The organism is Bacteroidales bacterium (assembly GCA_021648725.1).
Lineage (GTDB): Bacteria > Bacteroidota > Bacteroidia > Bacteroidales > JAADGE01 > JAADGE01.
In genome coordinates this window covers 38729-62162 of sequence record JAKISF010000015.1, presented here as the reverse complement: position 1 = coordinate 62162, position 23434 = coordinate 38729, and the positions used below count along the sequence as shown (strand labels likewise).

The window sequence follows — 23434 nt, the reverse complement described above, 5'->3', positions numbered from 1 at the left end:
TTACTTTTTTATTATTTTTTCAAAGTACTTTATTGTTTTGTTTAAACCTTCTTCTAAATGTATTTTGGGTTCCCAATTTAATATCTTTTTTGCCAGCGAAATATCAGGTTTCCTTTGTAACGGGTCATCTTCGGGTAAAGGCATAAAGATTATTTCAGATTTTGAGTTTGTTAAATCAATAACTTTTTGAGCTAATTCTAATATTGTAAATTCTCCCGGATTTCCTATATTAACAGGACCTACAAAATCCTCGTCAGTATTATTCATTAGCCCTGTAATCCCTGAAATTAAATCATCAACATACTGAAAGCTTCGGGTTTGAAGTCCGTCTCCGTAAACAGTAATATTTTCATTTTGAAGTGCTTGCACAATAAAGTTTGAAACAACTCTGCCGTCATTCGGGTACATATTGGGTCCGTATGTATTAAATATGCGTGCAATTTTTATTCTGACTTTGTTTTGCCTGTAATAATTCATAAATAAAGTTTCGGCAACTCTTTTTCCTTCATCATAACAAGAGCGAGGGCCTAAAGTATTTACGTTTCCCCAATAAGATTCAGGTTGAGGATGTATTTCCGGGTCTCCGTAAACTTCACTGGTTGATGCTTGAAATATTTTTGCATTAACTCGTTTTGCCAAACCTAACATATTAATTGCTCCCAACACGGATGTTTTAACAGTTTTAATTGCATTATGCTGATAATGAACAGGAGATGCCGGACTTGCAAGATTGTATATTTCATCAATTTCGGCAAAAAAAGGCATGGTAACATCATGACGAATAAGTTCGAAGTAATGATTATCCATTAAATGAATAATATTTTTTTTATTACCCGTAAAAAAATTGTCTAATGCTAATACTTCATTCCCGTCATTTAATAATTTTTCACATAAATGAGAGCCTATAAATCCTGCACCGCCTGTTACTAATATTTTCTTCATTTATTTTTATTCGTTAAGTTATCTTCCGATACCGAAATAATCAAATCCGTTATCTTTCATTTCCGAGTGTTCATATATATTCCTTCCGTCAAAAATTACATGTTTTTTCATAACTTTTTTCATAACTTTATAGTTCAGAACCCTGAATTCATTCCATTCAGTTACCAACAAAAGAGCATCGGCATCAACAAGGGCTTCAAATTTATCTTTTGAATATTCAATTTTATTGCCGACAATTCTTTCCGTTTCTTTCATTGCAACCGGATCATAGACTTTTATATTTGCTCCTATTTTTAATAATTTATCAATTAACACTAATGCCGGAGCTTCTCTCATATCATCGGTATTAGGTTTAAAAGATAAGCCCCAAATTGCAATTGTTTTATCTTTTAATTTACCGTTATAAAACTTATAAAGCTTATTGTACAAAACTGATTTTTGTTTATTATTAACTCTTTCAACAGCTTTTAAAATTTCTAATGAATAGTTATTCTCATCAGATGTTTTTATTAAAGCTTGAACATCTTTCGGAAAACAAGACCCGCCGTAACCTGTTCCGGCATAAATAAACTTATTGCCTATTCTTGTATCACTTCCGATACCTCTTCTCACATTGCTGATATCTGCACCTACGATTTCGCATAGATTTGCAATATCATTCATAAAACTTATTTTTGTAGCCAACATTGAGTTTGCAGCATATTTTGTCATTTCGGCCGAAGGAATGTCCATAAATAAAATCGGATGCCCGTTTAATACAAAAGGTTTGTACAAACGGTTCATAATTTTTTCAGCTCTGTCGGATTCAATACCTATAACTATTCTGTCAGGTCTTAAAAAATCTTCTACGGCACTTCCTTCTTTTAAAAACTCAGGATTAGATGCGACATCAAATTCAATATTGACTCCTCTTTTATCAAGTTCTTCTTGAATTGCTTTTTTAACTTTAATCGCGGTTCCGATGGGCACGGTACTTTTTGTTACAAATACTAAATAGTTTTGCATATTTTGCCCTACTTCTTTTGCTACTTGCAGAACATAACTTAAATCCGCACTTCCGTCTTCGTCGGGAGGTGTTCCGACCGCACTGAATACAACTTGAATGTCTTGTAAATTATTTGCTAAGTCAGTTGAGAACAACAATCTGCCGTTTTCAATATTTCGCTTAACCATCTTTTCTAAGCCCGGCTCATAGATAGGAATAATCCCTGATTTCAGATTTTCAATCTTTTCTTTATCTATATCAAAACATTGAACATCTATGCCTGTTTCGGCAAAACATGTTCCTGATACTAACCCGACATAGCCGGTACCGACCATTGCAATTTTCATAAAATATTTATTTAACAATTCTGGTTTTTAATAAGTTTACAACGGTGCAAATATAAATTTAATTAACTTTTAAGTTCTTGTAAAGTATAATATTTTTTGATACAAATAAGATAATCTTCAAAAAACACGAAAATTGTTTTTTATATAAATTATAAAGTTTAATTTTGCGGTCTTATTTTTACCCAATATATAATGTCTAACTTATTAATTTTAAATTAAAATGAGCGAAAAAGTAACAGAAAACGAAAAAAATCAAGATTCGGTAATTGAGGATCAAAATACCGAGATTACTTCTGATGAAACAAAAACAGAAGAAGTAACAGACGAAGTAAAAGACGAAGTAAAAGACGAAAAGATTATTGAAGAAACTCCTGTCAGTGTAACTGAAAATGCTTCAAGCATGGATTTTGACTGGGACTCAGCATCAAGTAAAGATGATGATTACACAGTTGACAGAAGAACTGAGCTAACCCAAATGTATGTTGAAACTCTCTCAACTATTTCAGAAAAAGAGGTAGTTGACGGAACTGTAATTGCAATTACAGACAAAGATGCCGTGATAAATATAGGTTACAAGTCGGAAGGTGTTATCAGCATCAATGAATTCCGATATAATCCTGATTTAAAAAGCGGAGATACCGTAGAGGTTTATATTGAATCGCAAGAAGATAAATCCGGCCAGCTTATTTTATCTCACAAAAAAGCAAGAACTCTTCGTTCGTGGGAAAAAGTTAATGCATCATTAGACGGTGACGAGATTATTAACGGTTTTATTAAATGTCGTACAAAAGGCGGAATGATTGTTGACGTATTCGGCATTGAAGCGTTCTTACCCGGATCTCAAATTGACGTTAAGCCAATCAGAGATTACGATGCTTATGTCGGAAAAACAATGGAATTTAAAGTTGTAAAAATCAATAAAGAATTCAAAAATGTTGTTGTTTCTCATAAAGCTCTTATTGAAGCCGAATTAGAAGAACAAAAAGCTAAAATTATTGAACAACTTGAAAAAGGTCAAGTTCTTGAAGGAACTGTTAAAAATATTACTTCATACGGTGTATTTATTGACCTTGGCGGAGTTGACGGATTAATTCATATTACTGACCTTTCGTGGGGCAGAGTAAATCATCCTGAGGAAGTTGTTGAATTAGACCAAAAATTAAATGTTGTTATTCTCGATTTTGACGAAAGCAAAAAAAGAATTGCATTAGGATTAAAACAATTGCAAGAACATCCTTGGGATTCATTAGACGCTGATTTAAAAGTAGGTGATAATGTTAAAGGAAGAGTTGTTGTTATTGCTGATTACGGTGCTTTTATTGAAATTAAACCGGGTGTTGAAGGTTTAATTCACGTTTCGGAAATGTCATGGTCGCAACATTTAAGAACTGCACAAGACTTCTTCAAAATAGGTGATACAGTTGAAGCTCAAATTCTTACATTAGAAAGAGAGGAAAGAAAAATGTCACTGGGTATTAAACAACTTAAACCGGACCCATGGGAAAAAATTAAAGAAAAATACGAAATCGGCTCAAAACAAACAGCTAAGGTTAAGAACTTTACAAACTTCGGTATTTTTGTTGAATTAGAAGAAGGTGTTGACGGTCTTGTTCATATTTCTGACTTATCATGGACTAAAAAAATTAAGCATCCTGCTGAATTTACAGAGATTGATGCTGATATTGATGTTCAAGTTCTTGAAATTGACCCTGAAAACAGACGTCTCAGCTTAGGACACAAACAATTAGAAGAAAATCCTTGGGATGTGTTTGAAACTTTATTTAACATTGACAGCGTACATGAAGGAACAATTGTTAAAATAGGAAATAAGGAAGGTTTTATTGCAATGCCCTACGGAGTTGAAGCAGTTTGTCCGGTAAATCATCTTAAAAAAGAAGACGGAACTATGCCTGCTGAGGAAGAAAAAATAATGGTAAAAGTTATTGATTTCCATAAAGATGCTAAGAAAATTGTTGTTTCTCACTTACGAACTTATAAAGAAAGAGCAAAAGGAAAAGCAGGCGGAGGTCAATCGTCCGGCAAATATCAAAGTGATATTGAAAAGACAACATTAGGTGATATCAGCAGTCTTTCTGAATTAAAAGATAAATTAAGCGGTGAGGGTAAAAAAACAGAAGAAAAAGAAGCCAAAAAGAAAACGACAAAAACTAAGGCTAAAAAAGAAACCGCAGCAAAAAAAGAAACTGCAACAAAAAAAGAAACTGCAACAAAAAAGGAGAAAGTAACAAAGGTAAAAAAATCAGAGACTAAAAAAGACTCTGAAAAAGAAGATGATAAAACTGAAGATAAAGATTAATTAATTAAAAAGGTTCGGAATTTTTATGTTCCGAACCTTTTTTGTATATTTACAGATATTAATTAACAGACTTTGATATTATGGATAAAAAATTTGAAGTTATAAAAAAAGATAACCATACTTTAATTCAAGTATTAGCAAAAAAATTAGATACAAGCATTGCTCCTTCGTTTAAATCTGAATTAGTGATGATTGCAGGTAACGGAGAAAAAAATATGATTATTGATTTAAGCAATACTGAATATTGCGACTCATCAGGGTTAAGCTCAATTCTTGTTGCTAACAGGTTGTGTAAGAATGCAAAAGGACAGTTCATACTTTCAGGTTTGCAAAATGCGGTTGAACGTTTAATAACAATCTCGCAATTAGATTCAGTTTTAACAATTACAGATAATCTTGAAAAAGCAGAAAGTAAAATCAATAATTAATTTATGTCTTTTGAAATTACAATTTTAGGAAGCAGTTCTGCTCTGCCGACTTCAAAAAAATTTCCGTCCGCTCATGTTGTAAATATACATGAGCGTTTTTTTTTAATAGACTGCGGAGAAGGCACACAAATTCAATTAAGAAAATTTAAACTGAAGTTCTCCAAAATCAACCACATTTTTATTACACACCTTCACGGCGACCATTTTTTCGGAATCTTCGGCGTAATATCAACATTCAATTTATTAGGCAGAAAAAATGACCTGCATATTTTCTCCCCCGGAAATCTTGAAAAAAAAGTTTATTCCGTAATAAATAAAAAAGAAGTAAGTTTTAATATTTTCTTTCACAGATTAAGCTTTGAAAATAAAGAAGTAGTTTTTGAAAGTAAAAGCATTGAAGTTTCAGCATTTCCTCTAAAACACAGAATTGAAACTTATGGTTATCTTCTTAAAGAAAAGCCAAAAGAGCGAAATATTAAAAAAGTTGCAATAACTAAATATAATCTCGGAATTAAAGATATTATCGGTATAAAACAAGGAAATGATTTAATTACAAACGAAGGAAAAACTATTAAAAATTCGGAATTAAGCATTCCGCCGTATAAATCTCGCTCGTATGCATATTGCTCTGACACAATGTACAACGAAGAAATAATCCCGCATATTAAAAATGTTGACATTTTATATCATGAAGCAACTTTTGCAAAAGATTTACAAGAAACAGCAGAAATTACAAAGCATTCAACTTCCGAAGATGCAGCAAAAATTGCAATAAAGGCAAATGTTAAGAAATTGTTAATCGGACATTTTTCAACAAGATATAAAGATACCGACATTATTTTTGATGAAGCAAAAGCAATATTCAAAAATACACAAGCTGTTAAAGACGGTGATAAAATTATTATTACTTTGCAAAGAGAATAAAAATCGAAAAAACATTACTGTCTGATTTGTGATAACACAACCTTTTTACATCGTTTGACAGAGACGGGACTCAACAAATGTGTATTTATTTCCTTCAATTCATCAGCCGAAAAGTTCTCCTGCATATTCTATTGAACCGCCAGTATTAATATATCTGTTTCATTATTTGGAATATTAAATTCATTTTCATCTGCTTATGCTTTTAGCATTTCGTTAATTTCTTTTTTGTTAAAATATTTCGGATCAAATTCTTCGCCTAACCATTCAATATATTCTTCGTATTCTTCATGGTCAGGGTCTTTTAAAATTTCCAACATATTAGAATATCCCCAAATTCCGCCGCAATCCTCGGGCGGACAGTTATTCCTTCCTGCCAGACAAATCGGTATATTTTTTTCTGATACGCTGTTTTCAGTCTTTTCTAGAATAATGTCGTGTTCCCAACTGTCACCAAAATCATATTCATAAATAATTTTGTCTTTTTCTTTTTTCAACAGGTCTGATATTTTAATCAGTGCATAATCAACATTGTCCATTTCATCCCACAAATCATCATCCGTCTTTTCTGCATAAAAGGTTCGGTCTTTTATAAATTGATGTAAATGTGAATTTGTCCATCCCATTGTTATCTGTATGATTATATGAAGATCCGACAATAATAAGTCAGAAGGAATTAATATGCGTCTCCATATTACGGGTTTACTGCCTCTTAATGAAATTTTAATTTGGGATGTCTTTTTTGTCATATTTATTGTTTTTACTTTTTTACGACTGCATCTTGCTCCATCCCAGTCGTTTATGCCGAAACAAAGATAGTGTCTTATTCAGTTTTAATCTTCAAAACAAAGCCTCCTTTTGTTAAACCGTCGGCACCGGCAACGCCTATTACAACTTTGTAGGGATTGTTTATAGCATTAAGATATACGCTTCTGGTATGGTCTTGTGTTCGTCCTCTTTTCGGGTAATCCCATTTATGGTCGGCTTCGCATGTAACACAAGAGCTTAAATTAGGCACCATTGCATTGCTGTTAGTTCCCACCGTGTAGGCATAAATACTCATGTTTGCTTTTTTATCGTCAGGAACAACCGTTATCCACATTTTTGAATATCTCGGTATTTCGGTTATATAAATAATGTGGTTTCCCGTAAATTTATGGTTTTGCGTTGCCGGAAAACATGCAACCGAACTGTTAGAAGCCCAAGACAGGTCATGAATTTTAACACCGTCGGCTAAATTGCCTTTATAAGCCAATGTTTTTCCTTTTTCGCTTTTTGCGGTGTACATTTTTAATGTTTTTTGTTCTTCGGTGTTTGTTACTCTTGTTTTTAAATTAATCTCTAATGTGTATTCTCCTTTTTCAAGACCTTCGGCACCGGCTACACCTATAAATATATTGTAAGGGTTTTTTATTGAATTAAATCTGATTGTTCTTGTATGATCTTGTACTCTGCCTTTTTTCGGATAATCCCATTTATGGTCAGCTTCGCAAGAAACACACGAACTTAAATTCGGCACTACCGAATAATTTGTTGTTCCGACTTGATAGCCGTATAAACTGAAATTTGCATTTTTGTTTTTCGGAATTACTTTTACAAAAACTTCGGAATAAGGCGGGATTACAAATCCGTGAAGAACGTGTTTCCCTCTGAACTTTTTATTTTGCGTTGCCGGAAAACAAGCATTTGAACTTGTTGATGCCCAACTCAGGTCTTTCATAATAAAGCCGTCAGCCAAATTTCCGGTAAAAGTTGTTACTTTGTTAGGTTTTACATCAATTGAGTTTACTCCTTGCGGGAATTGTGCAAATATTGAACTTGTGATAATAAGAAATAATGCAGTTAATAAGTGATTTTTTTTCATAATTTTACATTTTAGGTAAATAATTCTTTCCCAAATTTAATTTAATTTTTAGAATTTTCAAAAGTTTTTTGAAGGAATTAACTTTGTTAAAGCTTTGACAAAGCTGTTAAATTACATTATAATTTTATTTATGAAATTGCAGTTTAACTTTTGTTCGCTGTAAATTTCATATAATACTGAACCAATTTTAGTTGCGACCAAGTTATTTCATCAGATAAAGCATTTTTTACCTCGGATAAAGTTTTGTCTTTGTGTTTCTCAAAATATAATTTTATGGTTTCGACAGTTTTGTTATTCATAAATTCAGATATTTTCAATTCTCCGGTTTCAATATATCTGCCAAGGTGATTTTCAATTGTTTGAGTGGTAAACTCCCGTTCTTTTGCAATTTCTTCGACAGTTTTTCCTGCTTTGTATAATTCGTAAGTTATTTCCCATGTTTTTTTCTTTTCGGGTTTCGGAATTTCGGGCAAGTCTTCTTTCGGCTTAATATTATTTTCTGCAAGATATTGCAAAACCATTGAAATAATTTCTTCCCCGAATTGGTTTAATTTTGCTTTGCCTATCCCGGAAATTGCTTTTAATTGTTTGGTGCTCGAAGGAAGTTTATTTGCAATTTCTTGTATTGATTTATTTGAAAGAACCATATATAATTTAACATCGGCTTCGTCTGCCGTTTCGTAACGCCATTGTTTAAGCCTTGAATAAAGAGCGGGATGTTCTGTTGCAATTTCTCCGGTTTTAATTTTCGGTTTCTTTTTATCTTCAAGTGCTGCTTTTGCTCTTACTTCAAGGTATTCTTTTATATTAAATCCACTTATACAAACCTTTAAACTTTTTTGTTTGATGTTGAGAATCTCATTTATCGAAGATAAATTTTCGGTAATTGCTTTTTTAACGGAGCTGTTATCTGTTTCAAAACTGCTGTTTTCAAGTTTGGCTATTATTTCTTCTTTATGGAATTTTATAAAATATTCACCGGCTTTTTTTAATCGCTCCTGAACATTTGTATTTTTTTCGGCATTCGGATTTTCTTCTAAAAATGTATTTACTTGTTTTATGAAGCTTTGAGCAATACCTGAAATTTTAGGCAGTATTTTTTCTTTAATATCTAAAATTGCATCGCCTATATTCCCGAGATAATAACCATGGTATTCTCTTAGATTTTTTTCAAGAGTTTTGAATCTGTAAAAAAGTTGTTTGTAATTAAAAAGATTATTGATAAGTTCTGATTGATAGTCGTTTATTGCATCTTTTAATTTATCTTCATCGGGCTGATTTTCTTCTGTTTGTTTGTTAAAATCAATAACCTCTGCATCGCAAATAATTGCCGATTCAGAGATTTTTGAACTTAATACTAAACCTTCCAAAGTTTTGCAACGACTTAGTGCAACATAGGTTTGTCCGTGTGCAAATGCGGAAGATGCATCAATAACTGCTTTTTCAAAAGTTAAACCCTGGCTTTTATGAATAGTAATTGCCCATGCAAGCCTCAGAGGATATTGTGTAAATGAACCTATAAAATCTTCTTGTATTTCTTTGGTTTCTTTATTAATATTATACCGAATATTTTCCCAAGTTTCTCTGCCGGCTTCAATTTCTTCGTAATCGCCTTCGCATTTTACCCTTATGATGTTATTGTCAAAACCCGTAATTTTTCCGATTTTTCCGTTATAATATCGTTTTGCCGGATTACTGTCATTTTTTACGAACATCACTTGAGCTCCTAATTTCAATTTAAGTTCAAAATCTGTCGGATAAGCATATTCTGAGAAGTTTCCTTGAATTATTGCCTCAAATTTATGTGCCTTTTCTTTTATCTGGTTTAATTTTTCTTCATTAATAATACTTGCAGAATTATTATGAGTAGTGAGTGTGATGTAGCCTTGATTATTTGCGGGTTTAAAATCGGGGATATATCTTTTGTGCAATAAATCATAAGATTTTTTGGAAAGAACGTCATTTCTTATTTCATTCAAAATATTGATAAAAACATTGTCATCTTGCCTGTAAATATGTTTCAGTTCAATGCTTTCCATATTTGATTCCTGCAACGCTTTGCTGTTAAAAAAATACATTGATTTATAGTAAGGGCTTAAAAGGTGCATTTCTTCATGTTTAACGATGGGGGCAAGTTGCTGTAAATCACCTATCATAAGAAGTTGCACACCGCCGAACGGTTTGAAACGATTTTTATAGCGGCGTAGAGTTTCATCAATTGCATCAAGAATATCGGCACGCACCATTGAGATTTCATCAATAACAAGAAGGTCTAATGTTTTGATGATATTAATTTTTTGCTTATTAAACTTTTGTTTGAAGTTCGGATTTTCAATTTTGTATCCTGCAACTTTTTCGGTAATAATAGGTCCGAAAGGAAGTTGAAAAAAAGAATGAACAGTAACACCTCCGGCATTAATTGCTGCTACTCCGGTAGGGGCAACTACAACCATTCGCTTTTGAGATTTGAATTTTAAAGATTTGAGAAAAGTTGTTTTTCCGGTTCCCGCCTTGCCTGTTAAAAATATATTTCGATTTGTGTATTTTACAAATTTTTCGGCTAATTGTAATTCGGGATTTTTGTTCATTCGATATTTTCTTAGTATAATTTTACCTCACAAATTTAATTGAAATTTATATAATTTATGCTGTCGTACTTACTTTTTTAACACGGTAAATACTGTAATTTAAAATTGCAATGTTTTAATTTAGATAATTACAATAAAAAAACCGATGCACAAACATCGGTTTTTATTTTTAAAGACAAATTATTACATATAATCTGTTTTTATCTTTAAACCTTTCTCCTCTAATTCTGCCATAACACTTTTGATTAAAGCTACTTTTCTGTTGTGAGGTAAAAATGCAGATTTAAAACCATTCAAAATTAAATATTTAAGTTCCGGTGCCGTAAAACCGAATTCTTTAACGGCAAGCCAATATTCATCAGTTAAAGTAGTTCCTGAGATTAACCTGTTGTCTGTATTTAAAGTGACTCTTAATCCGTAATTAAAATAAAATTTTACCGGATGACTTTTTAAATCTTTAACGGCTTTTGTTTGAACATTTGAAGTAATACACATTTCAAGAGGAATTCTGTGGTCATTTATATAATTAAGCAAATCACCGTCTTCTCTTAATCTTGTTCCGTGTCCTATTCTGTTTGCATTTATTACATGTAATGCTTGATGAATAGATTCGGGTCCGTATGCTTCGCCCGCATGTGCCGTTGTATTAATATTATTGTTTACAATTAAATAAAATGCTTCTTTATGGTCTTTTGCAGGAAAATTTGCTTCTGCACCTGCTAAATCAAATCCTACGACACCTGCATTTTTATATGCAACTGATAATTCTGCTAATGTTAATGATTTGTCGGGTGAGAAATGTCTTAATCCGCTTACTATGATGCCGATAATTATATTGAATTTTCTTTCGGCTTCTTCTTTTCCTTTTAATACTGCATCAATTACATCTGTTAAAGTCAGGCCTTCTTTTAGGTGTAATAACGGGGAAAATCTTATTTCTAAATATCTTACGTTTTCTGATGCTGCATCCTCTGCAAGTTCATAAGTTGATCTTCTTAATGATTCTGCTGTTTGCATTACGGAAGTTGTAATATCAAATGCTTTTAAATAATCAACTAAACTTTCGCACCACGGTCCTGCAACTAATAAGCGTTCTAATTTTTTAGGATCGGTTTCAGGCAGTTTTACATTTTGCTGTTTTGCAAGATCTATAATAGTTTCTACTCTCATAGAGCCGTCAAGATGGCAATGAAGTTCAGCTTTAGGAAGGCTGTGTATAAATTCTTTTGTTAATTTCTTCATATATTTTTTATAAGGGTTTTTATTAAAAAAAATCTCAACAGTAAAGAATGTTACCGATGAGAAAAAACAAGATTTTCTTATTTAACCTACAAAAGTAAAAAAAATATCTTACCTGACAAAAATTAATTTATTTTCTGATGACAACTCATCATCATAGAAATAATTATCTTCATTAAATCCTTTAATATCCTCCGGAGTTGTTATTTTATTTTTTATAATAAATCGGCTCATTAAACCTCTGGCTTTTTTTGCATAAATACTTACAATTTTATATTCGCCGTTTTTGTATTCTTTAAAAACAAGGGTAATAACTTTTGCTTTAAGTTTTTTGGGCTTAATTGATTTGAAATATTCGTCAGAAGCTAAGTTTATTAAAATATTATCTCCTTGCTCTTTCAGATAAGAATTTATTTTTTCGGTTATTTTATCTTTCCAAAAATCGTATAAATTTTTTCCTTTTTTTGTTTTTAATTTTGTTCCCATTTCTAATCTGTACGGTAAAATTATGTCCAAAGGCTTTAAAACACCGTATAAACCTGAAAGTATTCTTAAATGTTTTTGGGCAAACTTCAAATCTTCTTTTGTAAAAGTATCAACATCCATTCCTCTATACACATCTCCTTTAAACAAATTGATTGCTGTTCCTGCTTCTTCACTTTCAAAAGGATACTTCCATTTAATAAATCTTTCATAATTCAGTTCTCCGAGTTTCGGACTTATTTTCATTAATGCAGACAAATCTGCAGGTTTATATTTTTTCAGAATGCTTACTAATTCTTTGCTTTCATCAGGAAATTCAACTGTTGACGAATCATCAAATTTAACAGAATTTGCACTTAGCTTTTTTGCGGGAGATATAATGAGTAACATGTTAATTATTTTTAATTATAAACGGAAACAAATATAAAATAAATAATAATTATACTTGCATTATCAAATTGAATTAAACTATGTTTGATAAGACGCAAATAATTTATAACGGCAAATATATTCCTGCCGGCAGCATAGAAATTTCTTATAAAAACAGAGCTTTTTTATACGGAGACTCTATCTTTGAGACTATAAGAGTTAATAATCGTAAAGTTTTATTTTTAGAAGAACATTTACAAAGGTTAGTTTCGGGAATGAAAGTTTTGAAATATGAAGTACCCGATAAATTTACCGTATTCAGACAAAAATTAGAGGAAGAAATAATTCAACTGTTAAACAGAAATAAGATTTTCAAAGCTTCTCGAATAAGAATAACTGTTTTCAGAAAACCCGGAGGCTTATATACACCGCAAACAAATGATGTTGACTATATTATAAGTTCCTCAAAGCTTGAAGATGACAAATTCAAATTAAATACGAAAGGCTTACTGTTAGGGATATTTAATGAAATAAAAAAACCTCAGAATGTCTTCTCGCAATATAAAACTGCAAATTCAATTATTTATACAATGGCAGGTATCTATAAAAATGAAAATAATTTTGATGATTGTTTGATTTTGAATAATAAAGGAAATATACTTGAGTCAATTTCATCAAATATTTTCACGGTTAAGAGTGAAAAACTGACTACTCCGCCTGTTATTGACGGTTGCATTAACGGAATAATGAGGAATAAAATATTAAAACTGGCAAAACAGCATAAAATTGTTTGTATAGAAAAATCAATTGATGTTACTGATTTACTAAAAGCTGACGAAGTTTTCTTAAGCAATTCAATTTCAGGAGTTAAATGGGTTGTTGCTTATAAAAATAAAAGATATTATAAAAGAATGTCAGATTTTTTAATACGAAAACTTAATGATTCCTTAGATTAATTCAAATTAGGGTTTTCCGGAAAATATTGCCAAATACTATATCTTTTATCAAGTTTTGCAACTACTTTATTCCAAATTTCTTTGTCATAGTGCATAACAGTTTTTGTATCAATATCAGAAACCAACCAATAATCTTTTTTAATTTCATTTTTTAATTGATCCTTTTGCCAGCCCGAATAACCTACAAAAAATCTTATTTTATTTTCATCAACAGTTCCTGATTCTAACAACATTTGTAAAACTTTAAAATCCCCTCCCCAATATAAATTATCTATTATCTTTATGCTGCCCGGTATTTTCTTTCCGTATGTATGAATAAAATAAATATTTTCATTATTTACGGGACCTCCTATTGATATTTTCATGTCAATATTTCCGAATTCTTTAGTTATTTGCCGTAAAGTTCTTTTTATCGGTTTATTTATAATAAAACCGACCGTTCCTTCTTCATTATGTTCTGCTAATAAAATAACTGAGCGACTAAAAACACTGTCAGGAGCAAACGGCTCAGAAACAAGTACTAAGCCTTGTTTCGGAGAAACATTATTATGCTTGATTTTAAATATATCGGGCTTAATTTTCATAAACAATTATACAATTTGTAAATAATAGTACAATTTAAATACCGTTTTTTACTTTTAATATATTAAAAACAAATATAAAATTTTACTTTTGTAATGTAAGACAAATTACATGAAAAAACAAATCAAATTACCTGCTTATTCTATAACAGTTATTATTCTGGTAATGCTTTCGACTTCTTGTAACAGAAGAATAAGGTATATTTACAAAGAAAACCAAAAAAATGATACTGTTTATTTATATAATGTTAAATCAGAACCTTATAAATTAAAACCTAATGATGTTCTTCATGTTAAAATTAACACAACCGATCCTGAAATAAATAAGCTATTTAGACTTGATGAAGCAGGAAGCAGTCAAAACAGAAGTAATAACGGCGGAGAGTTTTATTTGACAGGGTTTACAGTTAATGATTCAGGTTATGTTCAAATTCCGATACTCGGAAGTATCCTTGCAGAAAACAAAACCGTACAAGAATTTAGATCTGATGTAACAGAAAAAACATATAAATACCTGAATAATGCAATTGTTAATGTAAAATTCGTAAGTTTTAAAATATCGTTTTTGGGAGAAGTTAACAACGAAGGTTCTGTATTTATTTATCAAGACAATATAGATATTTTAGAAGCCGTATCAAGAGCCGGAGGAATAACTGAATATGGTAATATGAGTAAAGTAACCGTTGTAAGAAAAGAAAATAATAAAAGATTAGTATATAATTTAGATTTAACAAAACGTGAGCTTTTATCTTCAAATAAATTCTATTTATACCCCGATGATATTGTAATCGTTGAACCGATTAAAGCCAAAATTGTACAAATGAATTTCAGAGATTATCTTTTTTTCTTCTCTGCATTATCATCTGCATTAACAACAACGGTTATTGTAATTAGTCTTTTCAGTACCGGCAACTAATACTTTGATATAAGATATAAATATGGAAGACATAAACAATATACATGAAGATTCATCTCAAGGTATTGATATAAAAAAATACTTATTTAAGGCTGTCTCATACTGGTACTTATTTGTAATTTCTATCGGTGTTGCATTTTTTGCCGCTAAATGGATTAATAAACATACAATTGCTACCTATGGATTACACGCTACAGTAATGTTAAAAGGCGAAAGCAACGAAGATGAAGTTGCCGGCGGTTTAACACTATTCAGCAAACGGAAAAATTTAGATACACAAATAGGAATCCTTAAATCTTTTTCTCTTAGTGAAGAAGCAGTAAAAGAACTTAAATTTGAAATTTCCTACTACATAGATGAACGATTCAAAAAAGACTATGAGGTTTACAAAAATTCGCCTTTTATCGTTAGCTATGACACTGCGTTCTCTCAACATACAGGTACACCTGTTTATGTTAAATTCATATCAGAAAATGAAGTTGAAATTACTATAGAAAGATTCGAAATAAATAAGAAAATTAAAGTAGGTGAACAATTTATTTATAAAGACTTTAATTTTAACATAATACATAGAGATTCCTTACCTTATAATCCAAATATTGCAGGCAAGAAATATTTTTTTATAAAAAACTCCGTAACAGGTATAGTCCAAAATTATTTGGGCAGATTAGAAATTAATATAAGCCCCGAAAAAAGTTCTATCTTATGGCTTTGGTTAGTAGGAACAGTTCCGCAAAAAGATGCAGATTATTTAAACAAACTTATTGAAATCTATATCAGAAACGGATTAGCAGAAAAAAATCAAAAAGCTACAAGTATTATTGAATTTATTGACAAACAGCTGGAAGGTGTTTCTGACTCTCTTAAAAAAACAGAAAATACTATGCAAATTTTCAAACAACAGAACAAAACTGTTGATATAAGTAATGAGGGTATGTTATTAATGACACGGCTAAATGATTTACAAAAATACCTCGAATTACAAAATAAAAAACTTACATACTACCAATATCTTCGCGATCAATTATCTTCTGATATTGAAACAGAAACAATGACCGCTCCTTCCGTTATGGATATTAATGATCCTGTTTTATTATCATACCTCTCTAAACTTTCCGAAGCCAGAACCGAAAGAGACATTCTGGATTTTAGTATAAAAAATGATATTCCTATCTCTGAAAAATTAGATTTGCAAATTTCTAAAATTCAGAATCAAATATTTGTTCATGCAAAAAAGAATATTGAGGTTACAGAAAATGAAATCGGAAATATAAAAAATAACATTAGAAAAATTAATCGAAACATTAACAAATTACCTGTATCAGAAAGGCGTATTATTAATATTGAAAGAAAATTTAACATTAATGATGAAATATATACACTATTATTAAGAAGAAGAACCGAAGCTGCAATTACACAAGCATCAAATAAAGCTGACACAAAAATGTTAGATAGGGCTCGCCCCGAAACAGCTGTAAAAAAATCACCAGACACAAGCGGGAATAAAAGAAAAGGGATAATGTTAGGGTTAATAATTCCGATACTTATTATTGTTGCAATGGAATTCTTCAACAATAAAATTGAAGATAAAAGTGATATCGAAAAAAGAACATCAATACCCATATTCGGAACTGTAGGAAAAAACAAACACAAATCAAATTTACCGGTTATTGCACACCCAAAGTCGCCAATTTCAGAATCTTTCAGAGCAATAAGAACTAATTTACAATACATTCTTAAAAACAAAAAAAACAAAATTATTGCAATAACTTCTTCTGTCAGCGGAGAAGGAAAATCATTTGTTTCTAAAAACTTTGCCGGTGTAATAGCAATTTCGGAAAGAAAAACTCTGTTAGTAGGTTTAGATTTAAGAAAACCGAAACTGCAAGAAGATTTCAGCTATAATAATGAAAAAGGAATAAGTTCATATCTTGTAGAACGGGCAGAATATAATGAGGTAATACAAGAAACAAGTATTCCTAACCTATATATTGCTCTTTCAGGTTTGATACCTCCTAACCCGGCAGAATTAATTGAATCTGAAAGAATGAAGATCTTCTTCAAAAAAGCATCAGAAGATTTTGATTATGTTATTATTGACACTCCTCCCATTGCTGTTGTAACAGATGCTTTATTATTAACAGATATAGCTGATGCATACTTATTTGTAATGAGACAAGATTACTCTACAAAAAATGTTATTAAATTAATTGAAGATGTTAAAAAAGATAATAGTTTAAGAAATCTCGGAATAATTCTGAACGAAGTTCAAATAAAAAGAGGATACGGGTTCAGTTACGGGTACGGATACGGATACGGATACGGATACGGACAAGGTTATTACGAAGAATTTGATGAAAAGAAAAAATCAATATTTAAAAAAATATTAAATAAGTTTAAAAAAAATGAAAATGAAAAAGTTTGATCCTGCAACTGAAATAAGCAAGTTAGAACAATTCGGAGAATACGGAGGAGTTAATCCTTCTGTTACTGATTCGGCAACCTATACTTTTCTCGGTGCTGAAACAATGGACGATACTTTTCAGGGTGAAACCGAAGGGTGTTTCTTATATTCAAGACATTGGAATCCTACAAATAAATACCTGTCGGATGCTTTGGCTGCAATGGAAGGAACAGAAGCCGGATGGGTAACAGCTTCCGGTATGGGTGCAATAACTTCAGCAATTTTACAAGTTTGCAGTTCGGGCGACCATATTATATCATCCGTTACGACTTACGGCGGTACTTATGCTTTTCTAAAAAACTATTTGCCTAAATTTAATATTGATGTTACTTTTGTAATTCCTACAGATTTAGAAAGTATAAAAAAAGCCGTACGACCGAATACAAAACTTATTTACACCGAAACAATTTCAAACCCTTTATTGCAAATCTCAAATATACCTGAAATAGCAAAGATTGCAAAAAATGCCGGAGCAAAATTAATTGTTGACAATACTTTCTCTCCGATGATTGTTGCTCCGTATAAACTCGGTGCTGACATAGTTGTTTACAGCATGACCAAATTTATTAACGGCAAAAATGATTGCGTTGCAGGTGCAATTTGTTCTGACAATGAGTTTATTGATTCATTAATTGACGTAAATACAGGAACAGCAATGTTGCTCGGTCCGGTACTTGACCCGATGCGTTCGTCAAGTATTCTGAAAAACTTATATACACTTCATATCAGAATGAAACAACACAGCAAAAACGGAATGTATTTAGCAGAGAAATTTACCGAAGACGGCGTTAAAGTTATATATCCCGGGTTAAAAACCCATAAAGATTACTCTCTGTTAAATTCTATGATGAATTCAGAATACGGATACGGCGGAATGATTGCAATTGACTTGGAAACAAAAGAAAAAGCTTATAATTTTATGGAAAAAATGCAAGAAAAAGGTGTCGGTTATCTTGCGGTAAGTTTAGGTTATTTTAAAACATTATTCAGCAATTCAGGCAGCAGCACCTCCTCCGAAATACCCGAAGATGTTCAAAGAGAAATGGGAATGTCTCCCGGGCTTGTAAGATTTTCCGTAGGTTTAGATAATAACATCGAAAGAACATATAAATTAATAAAAGAAAGTTTATAAATAATAACTCATTAATATTTGACTATGAAGAAAGCAATATTTATTTTAATAGTTTGTATATATAGTTTTTCAGGAATTGCACAAGAAACCAAAGATGACAATAAAAACAAGTCTGAAAAGAAATTCGGAGCAAATAATACACACTATGTGCACTCATATTTAAACATCGGTTTTATGATGCCTTTAACAGAAGGCGAAGGAGCTGACATACTCTACGGAAAATCACATACATTTACCTACGGAGCAAGATACAAGTTTAAAATTGCAGATTTTTTTGCACTCGGAACAGGTATAAACTACACATATAAAGTTTGGCATTTGAGCCAGGTTGACACGAAGGTTGTACCCGGTGATATGATGTATGACAAAGAAAAAATAAGAACCAATAATCTCGGAGGAGATGTTTTTATCAGATTTAATATCGGAAAAAGAGATAATACTATAGGAAACTATATAGATTTGGGAGCTTACGGCGAATATGCGTATGCAATATCAAGAGAAGTTACAATTAATGCAAACGACCCTAATAACCCGTTAGGTTCAGAATATATTACTGTGACATACTTTCATTTAAACTATCTTGAAAAATTAAATTACGGGTTGCAAGCAAGATTAGGTTACGGAAAATTTGTTTTATTCGGAAAATACAGAATGTCAAACTTATTTACAGATAATTTTAAAACTGCAATAAGTACATCAGAATTCCCGAGATTAATTATTGGTTTAGAAATGGGAATGCATAAGTAACGGAACTATGTTATTGCTTATTGGTAAGTCCACCGCAAGGCTGGTTTACAGTAGCTTCTGTCAATATTCGATTATTGCAAAGTTTTCAGAAGTTCCGTTTATGTTAAAAACTCAGAAGCTATAAGTGCAACTTAGTTCCCTGCTCTTTTTTTAGCATCATTCACAATTTTATCAGCTTTATTTTTTGCAGAATTAATTATACTTCTTGCTTGTTTATCTGCACTTGAATTTAAATTGTTTGCTTGTTTTTTGGCTTGGTCAACAAGTTTTTTCTTTGAAACTTCAGCTGCTTTTTTTGAAATAGGATTTTTAGCTTGCTTAATTAACTTATTCCCCTGGTTTTCTGCCTCCGAAATTAACTTCTTCCCGGCATTATCTGCTTTTGCCCTGATAGTATTTGCTTGGTTTTCTGCTACTTTTATTATTTTATCGGCACGTATTCTTGCTTCTTCAATAATTTTAGTTGCTTTTTCTTTTACCTCATTTTTCACTTCCTCAACCTGTTCAAAAGCTCCTTCTGTAATGGCACTTGTAAATCCTACAATCTTCGGCTCATCTGCTGTTCCTCCTATTCGGGCATTTACACCAACATTTTCTTTTGAACTTTTTGTCGAAAATTTATCAATTAAACCTCCTGCAATTCCTTTCGGAAGAACCATTCCGATATCAAAATTTAAACCTTTATCTATATTTTGTGTTCCTCCGAATTTAATTTCAGAATCTCCTATTTTAAATTTTGAAGGTTTAACCGTTAAATTACCGTTATCAATAAAATAAGACAAATCAAGATTGTTTAACCTCGGCGACTTAAATTTATTCTGCTTAGTTCTGTTCGCTAATTTCTCAAACAGTTTATTATTTCTGATTGATAAATTACCTGAACTTAAATCTCCGGTACTCATAAGACTTTTTAATACAGGCATCATTTCATTGTCTAAAATTGATTGCAAACTTATATTTGCAGAAATATCGCCTGTACAGTTTTCTATTACGGGAGCAAACCTTTTAATACTTAAAAATGCTTTTGAAGTTTCGGCAATATTAAAATTATTAATGCTCATATTAAAATCGGCAAAAGGTTTCGAAATGTTCTTGGTATCATAAGAACCGTTCATTGTCATTGAACCGCCGAGCATATCCATTTTTAATTGTTGCATATCCAATTTGCTGTCTTTAATAATAATTTTACCTACGGCATTTGTAATTGTAAGTTTATCATAAACAATTTTTTTCAATGACGAATTTAATGTAAAATCAAGATTCCCGGGAATTTCAACAACTTCCGACTCTGACGATGTACCGTCTTCTGTTCCGCTTTCGGAATCTGAACTTCCTACATTCATTAACTCATCAACGTCTATAAAGTCAGAATTAAAACTAAAAGTTCCGCTTAATAATTCATCTTTAAAAACATATGAAAATAAATTATTAACTTTTCCGCTTAAACGCAAATCACTTTTTCCTATTTTTGCATCAAATTGCTTTAAATAAACAAATTGCGGTGAGAAGTTCATGTCTGCTTTTTGAATGTTAATTTTCGGCATATCCGACATATTTACATTCATTTTTTGAATTCCAAAGTTTCCTTTTGCATCAAACTTCTCATAATTCTCGTTTTCAATATCGGAAAGATTTCCTTTAAAACTGATATCTGCAGTTATGATACCTGTTAAATCCATATTGTCAGCAGGAATAACATCTTTTACCGAGTTCAAATCAACTTTTCCTTTTATTTTTCCGCTCATACCTACATCTTCGGCAGTCATATGAATAAACGCACTAATATTTATCGGATTTTTTGCCATTGTCATACTTGCTTTTTTGATATTAATTGTCATATCATCACCGCTGCCTTCTTTGGCATCAACTTTCATATTAACATTAATATTTTCAACTGATTTAGGCAAATCCGGATACTTGAAATATGCATTTTTAATCAAAATATTTACTCCGTATGCGGGCATTAAAGTATCATTATATGTTCCCTTTGCATAACCGTCCATTTTAAATTCGCCCGAAGTTGTTACATCTTCAAAATCCGACTTATAAACTGCCGGCACCATTGAAAGTGCATCTTTAAATTTTGATTCTTTGGTATTAAAGGTTAAATCCATTATTATGTCTTCTTCCGGCATTTCAACAAACCCGTCAAAACCTAATGTTATTTCATTAAGTTTCAGTTCATTTTCCTTAAATGTATAAATTGAATTCTCTAAATCTGCTTTTAATTCTGAATCAAATTTTGTTTTAACTTTGTTAAGATATTTTATGCCTTCCGATTTTACCGTCAAAGAATCAATAAGCATATTTATATCCAAATTTGTTATATCTTCTGTCATATCACCGGATAAAATGAAATTAAGATTTTCCATTTTTGCATAGATATCACTTTCTTTGTCATCATATATAATATTGCCGTTTTTAATTTCAAACTTCTTTAAGTTGATTTTAAAATTTGAATCCCCGGTTTCATCATTCGTTGTTTCATCGGAAATTGAACTTGTATCTTCTTTTGCAATATCATAATTTGCCGTTCCGTTTTGTAATACTTTTATATTAATAACCGGTTCGTCAAGAAAAATACGTTTAACTTTAATCTCATTACCTGAAATTACGCTTATAAAATCTAATGTTGCTTTAAATTTCTTAAATTTCACTAAAGTATCTGTCGCAAAAGTATCAATCCCTACAATTGAAAGTCCTTCTAATTCTGCACTTATGTTCGGAAAATTTTTTATCAGAGATAAATTAAAATCTACAAATTCAACTTTAGCATTTAGGTTGTTATTTGCTTCTTCTTTTGCCATTTCAATTATTTTCCCTTTAAAAATAATCGGAATAAGAATAATAACGGCAACTAAAATAACTAAAACTATTGCGGTAATTTTTAGAAACTTCTTCATAAGATTGAGATTATTAAATTCGGAGTAAATTTAAGAAAATATTTTCGGTTTAGAAACGAAAAAAACGTTTATACCAAACTTACGCTATTAACAATAAAAAAAGCCGTACATATCAACAGACAAGTACGACTTTTCAAGTGATCCCGCCAGGATTCGAACCTGGGACCCACAGCTTAGAAGGCTGTTGCTCTATCCAACTGAGCTACGAGACCGTTTTTTCGGATTGCAAAATTAATAAAATTTATTAAAATGCAAGTTATTTATTAAATTTATTCAGCCTTTTCAATTATATATTCCAAATATTCGGGAGAAATTTTAACCGATTGCAGATGATTAGGTTGTTTTGTTAATAAAACTTGTATTTTCTCTTTATTTTTTCCTTTTATTTGTAAATAATCAACTACTACTTCAAAATCATTTCCTCCTACTTCATTATATCTGCTTAAGCCTATTTTATATGTAAGACTTATTTCGTTCGGGAAAGTAACAATTTTCAAACTGTCGGGGCAATTAATAACCTTAACGGGGATTTTTATATCATTTTCAGTATATTTATCAACAGGTAAAATTATTTTTACCTTATCTTTTGAGAACTTTAAGTTATTTACAGTTTTTAACTGAATATTCTCTGTTAATGTATCATTCAAGTTTTTATAATTTTTAAAAACTGTTTCTGCTTCATCGTAATTTGAAAGCATCTTTTCTGATCCCGAAACTTTAATACTGTCAGGAATTATCTCAATATGACCTGATTGCATATAAAGTGTTTCGGTTGTAAAATTTATATTCAGTTTTACGGGAACTTTTTTAGACAAAAGTTTTTTTGTTGATAATACTATTATTTCGGGATGTATTTGTATAATTTCAATTCCTGTAGTTTTCGGAAAAAAATCATCCGAGATTTTCTTTAGTGAAATAACTAATTTCGAATTATCAAGTTTATCTTTTACGGATAAATCTTCAACATTTATTTTTAAAGGATTTACAATATTGATTTTCCCCAAAATATCAAAACCGTATGCTCTGACGGTAACATTAAGTTTTTCGGGATAATTTGATGTGACAGACAGTTCTTTAGGGAAATTGTAAAGTTCGATAGGATATTCAATTTTTGTAGTATATTCTCGATTTAAAGCATCAAGAAACCAAAAAATCGCAGCAATAAAAACAAAGACCGAAAATATTATAATTTTCTTTTTTGATATTTTCGGTCTTTTGAATTTCATATTTACAAATTATATTTAAACTTATT

18 protein-coding genes, 1 tRNA gene and 2 pseudogenes are annotated in these 23434 nt (G+C 31.0%); 8 read left to right on the top strand and 13 right to left on the bottom strand.

Annotated features, from left to right (window positions below; genetic code table 11):
- Together L3J35_07435 and L3J35_07430 are read right to left on the bottom strand one after the other, a co-directional pair.
- Positions 1–942 carry an SDR family oxidoreductase gene (locus L3J35_07435; GenBank protein ID MCF6366018.1) on the bottom strand — a complete coding sequence of 314 codons (942 nt, stop codon included), beginning with the start codon at positions 940–942 and terminating at the stop codon, positions 1–3.
- A gap of 18 nt (positions 943–960) precedes the next feature.
- On the bottom strand, positions 961–2274 hold the full coding sequence (locus L3J35_07430) for a UDP-glucose/GDP-mannose dehydrogenase family protein (protein MCF6366017.1): 1314 nt from the start codon (positions 2272–2274) through the stop codon (positions 961–963).
- Between the two features lie 400 nt (positions 2275–2674).
- On the opposite strand from L3J35_07430, the gene rpsA reads away from it, so the two are divergent.
- The 3 genes from rpsA (at position 2675) to L3J35_07415 (ending at position 5943) form a co-directional block, all read left to right on the top strand.
- Positions 2675–4591, top strand: a complete 1917-nt coding sequence (gene rpsA / locus L3J35_07425; GenBank protein MCF6366016.1) for a 30S ribosomal protein S1 — start codon at positions 2675–2677, stop codon at positions 4589–4591.
- 80 nt (positions 4592–4671) lie between these two features.
- Positions 4672–5019, top strand: a complete 348-nt coding sequence (locus L3J35_07420; GenBank protein ID MCF6366015.1) for an STAS domain-containing protein — start codon at positions 4672–4674, stop codon at positions 5017–5019.
- 3 nt (positions 5020–5022) lie between these two features.
- A complete protein-coding gene (locus L3J35_07415) occupies positions 5023–5943 on the top strand; it encodes a ribonuclease Z (GenBank protein ID MCF6366014.1) in 921 nt (306 codons plus the stop codon).
- A gap of 194 nt (positions 5944–6137) precedes the next feature.
- On the opposite strand, the gene L3J35_07410 is transcribed toward L3J35_07415, so the two are convergent.
- From L3J35_07410 to yaaA, 7 genes and pseudogenes are all read right to left on the bottom strand, one after another.
- Positions 6138–6689 carry a plasmid pRiA4b ORF-3 family protein gene (locus tag L3J35_07410; GenBank protein MCF6366013.1) on the bottom strand — a complete coding sequence of 184 codons (552 nt, stop codon included), beginning with the start codon at positions 6687–6689 and terminating at the stop codon, positions 6138–6140.
- A 74-nt stretch (positions 6690–6763) separates the two neighbouring features.
- Positions 6764–7804, bottom strand: coding sequence for a hypothetical protein (locus L3J35_07405; GenBank protein MCF6366012.1), 1041 nt, complete (start codon positions 7802–7804; stop codon positions 6764–6766).
- Between the two features lie 143 nt (positions 7805–7947).
- Positions 7948–9174 (bottom strand): helix-turn-helix domain-containing protein, encoded by a 1227-nt coding sequence (locus L3J35_07400; GenBank protein MCF6366011.1) that lies wholly within the window; start codon positions 9172–9174, stop codon positions 7948–7950.
- Positions 9163–9324 (bottom strand): annotated as a pseudogene (locus L3J35_07395) (ATP-binding domain-containing protein). The gene L3J35_07400 and the pseudogene L3J35_07395 overlap by 12 nt, the downstream one beginning before the upstream one ends.
- Positions 9325–9510: 186 nt before the next feature.
- Positions 9511–10392, bottom strand: a pseudogene (locus L3J35_07390) (AAA family ATPase).
- Between the two features lie 183 nt (positions 10393–10575).
- On the bottom strand, positions 10576–11634 hold the full coding sequence (gene add, locus L3J35_07385) for an adenosine deaminase (GenBank protein ID MCF6366010.1): 1059 nt from the start codon (positions 11632–11634) through the stop codon (positions 10576–10578).
- Positions 11635–11742: 108 nt separating this feature from the next.
- The gene (gene yaaA, locus L3J35_07380; GenBank protein ID MCF6366009.1) at positions 11743–12504 is read right to left on the bottom strand and encodes a peroxide stress protein YaaA; all 762 of its coding nucleotides are present in this window, start codon (positions 12502–12504) and stop codon (positions 11743–11745) included.
- Positions 12505–12584: 80 nt separating this feature from the next.
- On the opposite strand from yaaA, the gene L3J35_07375 reads away from it, so the two are divergent.
- Positions 12585–13439, top strand: a complete 855-nt coding sequence (locus L3J35_07375; protein ID MCF6366008.1) for an aminotransferase class IV — start codon at positions 12585–12587, stop codon at positions 13437–13439.
- Here L3J35_07375 and L3J35_07370 read toward each other — a convergent pair.
- A complete protein-coding gene (locus tag L3J35_07370) occupies positions 13436–14023 on the bottom strand; it encodes a YqgE/AlgH family protein (protein ID MCF6366007.1) in 588 nt (195 codons plus the stop codon). The genes L3J35_07375 and L3J35_07370 overlap by 4 nt on opposite strands.
- Positions 14024–14132: 109 nt before the next feature.
- Here L3J35_07370 and L3J35_07365 point away from each other — a divergent pair, with 109 nt between their 5' ends.
- Genes L3J35_07365 through L3J35_07350 form a run of 4 tightly spaced genes read left to right on the top strand, consistent with a single transcriptional unit; the run spans position 14133 to position 19279 of the window.
- Entirely contained in the window at positions 14133–14936 is an 804-nt protein-coding gene (locus L3J35_07365; GenBank protein MCF6366006.1) for a polysaccharide export protein, read from the top strand.
- 22 nt (positions 14937–14958) lie between these two features.
- Complete coding sequence (locus L3J35_07360) at positions 14959–17361, top strand: polysaccharide biosynthesis tyrosine autokinase (GenBank protein ID MCF6366005.1); 2403 nt, start codon at positions 14959–14961, stop codon at positions 17359–17361.
- The gene (locus L3J35_07355) at positions 17348–18532 is read left to right on the top strand and encodes an aminotransferase class I/II-fold pyridoxal phosphate-dependent enzyme (protein MCF6366004.1); all 1185 of its coding nucleotides are present in this window, start codon (positions 17348–17350) and stop codon (positions 18530–18532) included. Before L3J35_07360 ends, L3J35_07355 begins: the two co-directional genes overlap by 14 nt.
- A gap of 24 nt (positions 18533–18556) precedes the next feature.
- Entirely contained in the window at positions 18557–19279 is a 723-nt protein-coding gene (locus L3J35_07350) for a PorT family protein (protein MCF6366003.1), read from the top strand.
- Positions 19280–19410: 131 nt separating this feature from the next.
- On the opposite strand, the gene L3J35_07345 is transcribed toward L3J35_07350, so the two are convergent.
- The 3 genes from L3J35_07345 to L3J35_07335 form a co-directional block, all read right to left on the bottom strand.
- Entirely contained in the window at positions 19411–22182 is a 2772-nt protein-coding gene (locus tag L3J35_07345; GenBank protein ID MCF6366002.1) for an AsmA family protein, read from the bottom strand.
- A gap of 138 nt (positions 22183–22320) precedes the next feature.
- A tRNA-Arg gene (locus tag L3J35_07340) sits at positions 22321–22394 on the bottom strand.
- A 57-nt stretch (positions 22395–22451) separates the two neighbouring features.
- Positions 22452–23408 (bottom strand): hypothetical protein, encoded by a 957-nt coding sequence (locus L3J35_07335; protein MCF6366001.1) that lies wholly within the window; start codon positions 23406–23408, stop codon positions 22452–22454.
- Between the last annotated feature and the right edge of the window lie 26 nt (positions 23409–23434).